The organism is Pseudomonas meliae, from assembly GCF_001400515.1.
In the GTDB taxonomy this organism is placed as follows: Bacteria; Pseudomonadota; Gammaproteobacteria; order Pseudomonadales; family Pseudomonadaceae; genus Aquipseudomonas; species Aquipseudomonas amygdali.
Genome location: NZ_LJQT01000193.1, coordinates 20,453 through 28,603, shown reverse-complemented (window position 1 = coordinate 28,603; position 8,151 = coordinate 20,453). Strand labels below are relative to the sequence as shown.

Annotated in this window: 7 protein-coding genes; all 7 read right to left on the bottom strand. The window is 56.8% G+C overall.

Annotated features, from left to right (window positions below; genetic code table 11):
- Window positions 1-32: 32 nt before the first annotated feature.
- The 7 genes from ALO64_RS08765 to apaG all read right to left on the bottom strand — a co-directional run bounded on the left by ALO64_RS08765 (window position 33) and on the right by apaG (window position 8,112).
- Window positions 33-1,262, bottom strand: a complete 1,230-nt coding sequence (locus ALO64_RS08765) for a multifunctional CCA addition/repair protein (protein WP_044343656.1) — start codon at window positions 1,260-1,262, stop codon at window positions 33-35.
- 97 nt (window positions 1,263-1,359) lie between these two features.
- Window positions 1,360-2,922: a SpoVR family protein gene (locus ALO64_RS08760; RefSeq protein WP_002551883.1), complete on the bottom strand. Its 1,563-nt coding sequence runs from the start codon at window positions 2,920-2,922 to the stop codon at window positions 1,360-1,362.
- The gene (locus ALO64_RS08755) at window positions 2,919-4,190 is read right to left on the bottom strand and encodes a YeaH/YhbH family protein (protein ID WP_002551884.1); all 1,272 of its coding nucleotides are present in this window, start codon (window positions 4,188-4,190) and stop codon (window positions 2,919-2,921) included. The genes ALO64_RS08760 and ALO64_RS08755 overlap by 4 nt, the downstream gene beginning before the upstream one ends.
- A gap of 121 nt (window positions 4,191-4,311) precedes the next feature.
- Window positions 4,312-6,234, bottom strand: a complete 1,923-nt coding sequence (locus ALO64_RS08750; protein WP_002551885.1) for a PrkA family serine protein kinase — start codon at window positions 6,232-6,234, stop codon at window positions 4,312-4,314.
- 284 nt (window positions 6,235-6,518) lie between these two features.
- A complete protein-coding gene (gene glpE, locus ALO64_RS08745) occupies window positions 6,519-6,839 on the bottom strand; it encodes a thiosulfate sulfurtransferase GlpE (RefSeq protein WP_002551886.1) in 321 nt (106 codons plus the stop codon).
- Window positions 6,836-7,732 carry a symmetrical bis(5'-nucleosyl)-tetraphosphatase gene (locus tag ALO64_RS08740; RefSeq protein ID WP_044343657.1) on the bottom strand — a complete coding sequence of 299 codons (897 nt, stop codon included), beginning with the start codon at window positions 7,730-7,732 and terminating at the stop codon, window positions 6,836-6,838. The genes glpE and ALO64_RS08740 overlap by 4 nt, the downstream gene beginning before the upstream one ends.
- Entirely contained in the window at window positions 7,732-8,112 is a 381-nt protein-coding gene (apaG, locus tag ALO64_RS08735; RefSeq protein ID WP_002551888.1) for a Co2+/Mg2+ efflux protein ApaG, read from the bottom strand. Before apaG ends, ALO64_RS08740 begins: the two co-directional genes overlap by 1 nt.
- Window positions 8,113-8,151: the final 39 nt, after the last annotated feature.

The following is an 8,151-nucleotide window of genomic DNA, read 5'->3' as shown; positions in this document are numbered from 1 at the left end:
TGGTGCGTGGGAGCGATAGTAGTCAGTTAGAGTCAGGCGACGTGCTCCGCCTTATAGATTTTCAGCGCCTTGAGCCGTTCGTTCTTTAGCGCGTCGCCCAGTTCCTTGCCCTTGAAGCCCTTCTCCAGCAGCGGCTGTACTGACACCGTTCGAGCGGCCTGTGCTGCACCGCGCAGGTAATCAGCCTGTGGATAACTGCGTTGTTCGAAGCCGTGACGTCCTCGCGCGTCCATCTCGCACGCCGCAATGAACTCTTCAAAACGCTGCGGGCGACGGTAGACGTCGAAACTTTGCAGCAGCTCCAGCAAAGTCGAGGGTTTCAGTTCCAGCGCCCGATGGCCGTGGGTGTGGTACTGGCCGACCAGCAGTGCCAGTTCCTGACATTCCCTGGGCACCCGAAAACGCTCGTTGACCGCTTTAATCAGGCGCAGGCCGGTATGTTCATGGGCAATGTGCCTGGGCCATTCGGCTTCTGGCGTCAGCCCTTTGCCCAGATCGTGCAGCAGGCAGGCCCAGCGTACGGTCAGCGGGTGTTTGTGAATCGCAGATTGCTCTAGCACGCTGAGGACGTGTACGCCGGTGTCAATTTCCGGATGATGCGCAGCTGGCTGCGGTACACCAAACAATGCCTCGACCTCAGGCATCAGTTCCTTGAGCGCGCCGCAGTCGTGCAGTACCTGGATGAACACCTGAGGCTGCTCTTCCATGAGGGCGCGTGAGATTTCCTTCCAGCTTCGTTCGGCAGTCAGCGCCTTGAGTTCGCCGGATTCACTGAGCTGGCGCATCAGCCCCAAGGTCTCGGGTGCGATGGTGAAACCGTAACGTGCGTAGCGCGCTGCGAACCGGGCCACGCGCAAGACCCTAAGCGGATCTTCGGCGAATGCGGGGGAAACGTGGCGCAATATTCGCGCATCAAGGTCTTTCTGACCGTTATACGGGTCGGTCAGGTTTCCGTCCTTGTCTTCGGCCATGGCATTGATCGTCAGGTCGCGCCGAATCAGGTCCTGCTCAAGCGTTACCTCGGGGCTTGCATGAAAAACAAAGCCTCCATAGCCCACGCCGCTTTTGCGCTCGGTGCGCGCCAGCGCGTATTCCTCATTGGTCAGCGGGTGCAGAAACACCGGGAAGTCTGTGCCGACCGGGCGATAGCCCTTGACCAGCATGTCCTCAGTGCTCGCGCCGACCACGACCCAATCAATATCAGTGACAGGTTGACCCAAGAGGCGGTCGCGTACAGCACCGCCCACTTTATAAATCTGCATAAAAAGCCTCCGTAAGCGCGACAGGATAAACCTTGTGCCGTGCTTGCGGAGGCTAAAGCTGCATGAGCAGCCGTTTAAACAGCCTTTTCCCTAACGCCTAAAGATGGACGACCGCCATATCAAGCCGGGGATACTCACTGTCGGCATGCTCGCCTTTTGGAGGTACGTGATGGGTCTTGACCACCTGATCGCCCTGCAGGGTTTCCAGATGGATATCAAAGCCCCATAGCCGGTGCAGGTGCTTGAGCACCTCGTCTGTCGAATCGCCCAGCGGTTTTCGGTTGTGCTGTTGGTGGCGCAGGGTCAGCGAGCGATCGCCTCGGCGGTCGATGCTGTAGATCTGCACGTTGGGCTCCCGATTGCCCAGGTTGTATTGCGCAGCGAGGATCTCGCGAATGGTCCGATAACCGTTTTCATCATGAATGGCAGGCACCAGCAGGTCTTCCTGCTGGTCGTCGTCCATGATGCTGAACAGCTTGAGGTCGCGAATCACCTTGGGCGACAAGTATTGGAGAATGAAGCTCTCGTCCTTGAAGCTGGTCATCGCAAACTTGATCGCCGTCAGCCAGTCGGTGCCGGCAATTTCCGGAAACCACTGCCGGTCCTCATCGGTAGGGTTTTCGCACATCCGGCGTATGTCCTGATACATGGCAAAGCCCAGCGCGTAGGGATTGATGCCGCTGTAGTAGGGGCTGTCAAAACCGGGCTGGAAAATCACGCTGGTGTGCGACTGCAGAAACTCCATCATGAAGCCGTCGGTGACCAGGCCTTCGTCGTACAGGTCGTTCATCAGCGTGTAATGCCAAAACGTTGCCCAGCCTTCGTTCATTACCTGGGTCTGGCGCTGTGGATAAAAGTACTGCGCGATCTTGCGCACAATGCGCACCACTTCGCGCTGCCAAGGCTCCAGCAGCGGCGCGTGTTTCTCGATGAAATAGAGAATGTTTTCCTGCGGCTCGGCAGGAAAGCGTGCGTTGTCCTCTTTGCTGTTTTTTTCGGCGTTCTTCGGAATAGTGCGCCAAAGATCGTTGATCTGGCGCTGAAGATGTTCTTCCCGATCCTTCTGACGCCGCCGTTCCTCTTCAGCGGAAATCGGATACGGACGCTTGTAGCGGTCCACGCCGTAGTTCATCAACGCGTGGCACGAGTCGAGCAAATCTTCCACGGCGTCGATGCCATGCCGCTCCTCGCATTGCATGATGTACTGCTTGGCGAACACCAGATAATCAATGATCGAGCTGGCGTCGGTCCAGGTGCGGAACAGGTAATTGCCCTTGAAGAAGCTGTTGTGGCCATAGCAGGCGTGCGCAACGACCAGCGCCTGCATGCAGATGGTGTTTTCTTCCATCAGGTAGGCAATGCACGGGTCCGAGTTGATCACAATCTCGTACGCCAGCCCCATCTGGCCACGCGAATAGGATTTTTCAGTGCTGAGGAAGTGTTTGCCGTATGACCAGTGATGGTAGCCCAGGGGCATGCCCACCGAGGCGTAGGCATCCATCATCTGTTCGGCAGTGATCACTTCAATCTGGTTGGGATAGGTGTCCAGAGCATACCGCTCGGCAATTCTGCCGATCTCACGGTCGTAGGCCCGGATCAGTTCAAATGTCCACTCTGACCCCGTGGAAAGGGGTTGGCGCTTCTGCTCTCTGGCGGTCATGACACTAACCTTCGCTGGAAGAGTTCGCGGAATACCGGATAAATATCACCGGCAGAGACCAGCTGCTGCTGGGCGAACGTGTCGGCGTAGTCTTCACCGATACGCTCGTATTCGTACCACAAGGCCTGGTGCTCACGCGGCGTGATCTCCACGTACGTGTAGTACTGCACGAAGGGCATGATCTGTTTGGTCAGGATTTCCCGGCAAATGGGCGAATCGTCGTTCCAGTTGTCTCCGTCCGAGGCCTGTGCCGCGTAAATATTCCAGTCGCTGCTTGGGTAGCGTTCGGCCATGATCTCCTGCATCAGTTTCAAGGCGCTGGAAACGATGGTGCCGCCGGTTTCCCGGGAATAGAAAAACTCTTCCTCGTCCACTTCGCGGGCGCTGGTGTGGTGGCGAATGAACACAACGTCGATCTTGTCGTAATTACGCTTGAGAAACAGGTAAAGCAGGATGAAGAAGCGCTTGGCGATGTCTTTGGTCGCCTGGGTCATGGAACCGGAAACGTCCATCAGGCAAAACATGACCGCTTTGGAGCTGGGGTTGGGTTGTTTGACCAGCAGGTTGTACTTGAGGTCGAACGTGTCGAGGTACGGTACGCGACGAATACGTGCTTTCAGTCGATCGATTTCTACTTCCAGTTCCTGAATATCGCCGAAGTTGTCGGGCTCTTCGCGCTTCATACGCTCAAGCTCGACAGTTGCCTCTTTGAGTTTTGCCCGACTGCTGCCGGACAGCGCAATGCGTCGCGCATGCGCCGAGCGCAGGGTACGGATGATGTTGATGCGTGAAGGGTTGCCTTCGTTGCTGATACCCGCGCGCACGGTCTTGAAGGTGTCGGTACCGGTCAGGTTGCGCTTGACCAGGTTCGGCAGCTCCAGGTCTTCGAACATGAACTCGAGAAACTCTTCCTGAGTAATCTGAAACGAGAACTCATCCATGCCTTCGCCGGAGTTGCCTGCCTTGCCAGGTCCTTTGCCGCCACCGCCGCCTTGAGGGCGGGCGATGTGCTCGCCTGTGGTGAACTCCTTGTTGCCTGGATGAACAACGGTCTGTTTGCCGCCACGACCGTGATGCAACACCGGTTCGTCAATGTCGCGTCCGGGAATACTGATCTGCTCGCCGTGTTCCATGTCAGTAATGGAGCGCCGGCTGACCGCTTCCTCCACTGCCTTTTTAATGTGGTCACGGTAACGACGCAGAAACCGCTGCCGGTTTACCGTGCTCTTGTTCTTGCCGTTGAGACGTCGGTCGATCACATAGCTCATAGGCTCCTCCGAGGAGCTTCAAGTTGTAAGCTTCAAGCTGCAAGCGAGCGCGCCATCGATCCCGAAGCCGGGCCTCGATCGCTTTTCGCTTGCAGCTGATAGCTTGAAGCTTGCAGCTGCTTTATTGCGATTTCCGCACGCGCAGATACCATTCGGACAGCAGACGTACCTGCTTGTCCGTGTAGCCCCTCTCGACCATTCGTGTGACGAAGTCGTTGTGCTTCTGCTGATCCTCCTTGCTGGCCTTGGCATTGAAGCTGATGACGGGCAGGAGGTCCTCGGTGTTGGAGAACATTTTCTTCTCGATCACCACGCGCAGCTTCTCGTAGCTGAGCCAGGTCGGATTCTTGCCGTTGTTGTTGGCGCGGGCACGCAGCACGAAGTTGACGATTTCGTTGCGGAAGTCTTTCGGGTTGCTGATGCCGGCCGGTTTCTCGATCTTTTCCAGCTCCTCGTTCAAGGCCACGCGGTTGAGAATCTCGCCGGTTTCCGGATCGCGGTATTCCTGATCCTGAATCCAGAAGTCTGCATACAGCACGTAGCGGTCGAAAATGTTCTGACCGTACTCGCTGTAGGATTCCAGGTACGCCGTCTGGATTTCCTTGCCTATAAATTCGATGTAGCGGGGTGCCAGGTATTCCTTGATGAAGCGCAGATAGCGTTCACGCGTTTCGGCCGGAAATTGCTCCTGTTCGATTTGCTGTTCCAGTACGTACAGCAGGTGCACCGGGTTGGCAGCAATTTCGTGTGGATCGAAGTTGAAGACCTTGGACAGAATCTTGAACGCGAAGCGGGTAGAGAGACCGTTCATGCCTTCGTCGACGCCCGCACTGTCGCGGTATTCCTGGATCGACTTGGCTTTGGGGTCGGTATCTTTCAGGTTCTCGCCGTCATACACGCGCATCTTGGAGTAGATGTTGGAGTTGTCCGGCTCTTTGAGGCGCGACAGCGTGGTGAATTGTGCGAGCATCTTCAAGGTGTCAGGTGCGCAATGCGCTTTGGACAGCGAGCTGTTGAAAAGCAGTTTGTCGTAAATCTTGATCTCGTCGCTGACACGCAGGCAGTACGGCACCTTCACGATGTAGATACGGTCGATGAAGGCTTCGTTGTTCTTGTTGTTGCGGAAGCTGTGCCATTCCGATTCGTTGGAGTGCGCCAGCAGAATACCGGTGAACGGGATGGCACCCAGCCCCTCGGTACTGTTGTAGTTACCTTCCTGGGTCGCGGTCAGCAACGGGTGAAGGACCTTGATCGGTGCCTTGAACATCTCGACGAATTCCATCAGGCCCTGGTTGGCCCGGCACAGTGCGCCCGAGTAGCTGTACGCGTCGGCGTCGTTCTGTGGGAATTCTTCCAGTTTGCGAATATCGACCTTGCCGACCAGCGCGGAAATATCCTGGTTATTTTCGTCGCCGGGCTCGGTTTTCGCTACGGCGATCTGGTTGAGAATCGAAGGGTAGAGCTTCACAACCTTGAACTGGCTGATGTCACCACCGAACTCGGCCAGGCGCTTGGTCGCCCAGGGCGACATGATAGTGCTCAGGTAGCGTCGCGGAATTCCGAAGTCTTCTTCCAGAATCGCGCCGTCCTCAGTGGCGTTGAACAGGCCCAGAGGCGACTCGAAGACTGGCGAGCCCTTGATGGCGTAGAACGGGACTCTTTCGATCAGTTGCTTGAGCTTTTCAGCCAGGGACGATTTACCACCGCCTACCGGGCCGAGCAGGTAAAGGATTTGCTTCTTCTCTTCCAGGCCTTGGGCGGCATGGCGGAAATACGAAACGATCTGGTCGATGCATTCTTCCATTCCGTGGAAGTCGGCAAAGGCTGGATAGCGGCGTATCACCTTGTTGGAGAATATTCGCGAGAGCCTGGAGTTGGTAGAGGTATCCACCAGTTCGGGCTCGCCAATGGCCAGCAGAAGACGTTCTGCGGCAGAGGCGTAAGCGCTGCGGTCCTGTTTGCAGAGCTCCAGATACTCCTGTAGCGAGAGCTCTTCTTGCCGTGTGCTTTCGAAGCGTTGTTGGAAGTGGCTGAATATACTCATGACGTCACCTCGCTCGATACGTGGAGCCGGCGGCGGATCGTCAGTCGATGCTGGCAGCAACCAGAATGCGGCTGCTGTTTCCCCCCAGAACACCTTAAAAGTAACTACCGATGACCCACGCGCCGGTGTACCGGCTCTCCCCTGAATACGGATGGCCTAGGCTAAGGATAGTTCGGATTCGGAAAGATAAAGAAGGGATGCGCGAGAAGACGGGCTGACCGTTCGTCAGATGGCTCGCGAGCCCGCGTAAAACGCGGGATCAGCTGTCATAAAAATATTTTTTATCAGCCTTGCGCGGTTTCGTCAGGGTAAGTGGCGCGCCACAGCTCAAAGCCGCCGTCCACGCTGTATACGTCGGAGAAACCCTGGCCCACCAGGTAGGCTGCAGCGCTCTGGCTGGAGTTGCCGTGGTAGCAGACAACGACCAGCGGCTTGTCCAGATCGGCCTTGGCGATGAAGTCGGCAATCGAGTGATTGTCCAGATGCACGGAGTCAGGAATGTGATTGCTTTGAAAAGTCTGCGCATCACGAACATCGACCAGCACTGCACCTTGCTCGCGCAGTGCCTGTGCCTGTTCAGGTGGAATACGTTTGAATTCGGTCATTGCCTGGGCTCCTGAGCCTGGGGGTTAGTGGCGGTGCCGGCCTGTGCGCTTGTAACAAGCCCGTTGGCGGCCTGGCCGACAGCATCGCAATTGCATTGGTGACGTTCAAGGGTATCAACGTTGAGCAGCGTCATCGAGCCGCCCCAGACACATCCGCTGTCGAGGGCAAAGACGCCAGGCTCGTTGCAGCGACCCTCAAGCGCCGCCCAGTGGCCAAAAATGATTTTCAGCTCACGGGTCTTGCGTTTCGGGTGGCTGAACCAGGGCGCATAGCCAGGTATGGCGGTTTCAACGCCTTCCTTGCTCTTCATGTCGAGCTTGCCGTCGCTGGTGCAGAAGCGCATATGGGTGAAGTAGTTGGTAATCACCCGCAAACGCGTGACGCCTTGCAGGTCGTTGTCCCACTTGGCCGGCTCATTGCCGTACATGCCGTCGAGAAAAGCGCCATACAGCTGGTCGTCCTGAAGTGCATGCTCGACTTCGGCTGCGTGCTTCAAGGCCTTTTTCAGCGACCACTGCGGCGCGATACCGGCATGCACCATGGCGACGTTGCGCTCTGCATCGTAGTGCATCAGCTTTTGCCGACGCACCCAGCCGAGCAATTCGTCACGATCCGGCGCTTCAAGGATTTCGCGCAGCGTATCGCCTTTTTTGAGCAGTTCGTGTTTACGGGCGACGGCAAGCAGGTGCAGGTCATGATTGCCCAGCACGCACACCAGCGATTCACGGAGGCCGTACAGGTAGCGAAGTGTTTCCAGCGATTGCGGGCCACGATTGACCAAATCGCCCACCAGCCAGAGTCGATCATGCTCGGGGTTGAAGTGGACGTGCTCGAGCAGGCATTGCAGAGGTTCAAGGCAACCTTGCAGGTCACCAACGGCGTACACCGCCATCAGTGCAGCGAACCCGGGACGGCCAGACGAAAGGGCTTTATGACCGCATCAAAGCGTTTACCGTCTTCAGCCAGCATCTGATAAGAACCCTGCATATTGCCCACGCGGGTGGTCATTACCGTACCGCTGCTGTAGGTATGGCTTTTACCGACCTCGATCAACGGTTGCTGACCGACCACGCCCTCGCCGCGCACCTCTTCGACATGGCCGTCGCCGTCGGTGATGACCCAGTGACGCGACAGCAGCCTGGCAGGTAATTTACCGTTGTTGTGCACGGTGATGGTATAGGCGAAAGCGAAGCGATTCTGCTCGGGTTGCGACTGTTCCGAGAGAAAGCGTGTGACGACGCTGACGTCGACCTGGTAACGAGAATCGGGCATGCAATAGGCCTTGAAATCCATAACGAAAAAATGGCGTGT

Excerpts from the sequence above, each read along its gene's own strand:
- apaG (WP_002551888.1), bottom strand. The coding sequence starts at position 8,112 with ATGCCCGATTCTCGTTACCAGGTCGACGTCAGCGTCGTCACACGCTTT.
- ALO64_RS08750 (WP_002551885.1), bottom strand. The coding sequence starts at position 6,234 with ATGAGTATATTCAGCCACTTCCAACAACGCTTCGAAAGCACACGGCAA.
- glpE (WP_002551886.1), bottom strand. The coding sequence starts at position 6,839 with ATGACCGAATTCAAACGTATTCCACCTGAACAGGCACAGGCACTGCGC.
- ALO64_RS08740 (WP_044343657.1), bottom strand. The coding sequence starts at position 7,732 with ATGGCGGTGTACGCCGTTGGTGACCTGCAAGGTTGCCTTGAACCTCTG.
- ALO64_RS08760 (WP_002551883.1), bottom strand. The coding sequence starts at position 2,922 with ATGACCGCCAGAGAGCAGAAGCGCCAACCCCTTTCCACGGGGTCAGAG.
- ALO64_RS08765 (WP_044343656.1), bottom strand. The coding sequence starts at position 1,262 with ATGCAGATTTATAAAGTGGGCGGTGCTGTACGCGACCGCCTCTTGGGT.
- ALO64_RS08755 (WP_002551884.1), bottom strand. The coding sequence starts at position 4,190 with ATGAGCTATGTGATCGACCGACGTCTCAACGGCAAGAACAAGAGCACG.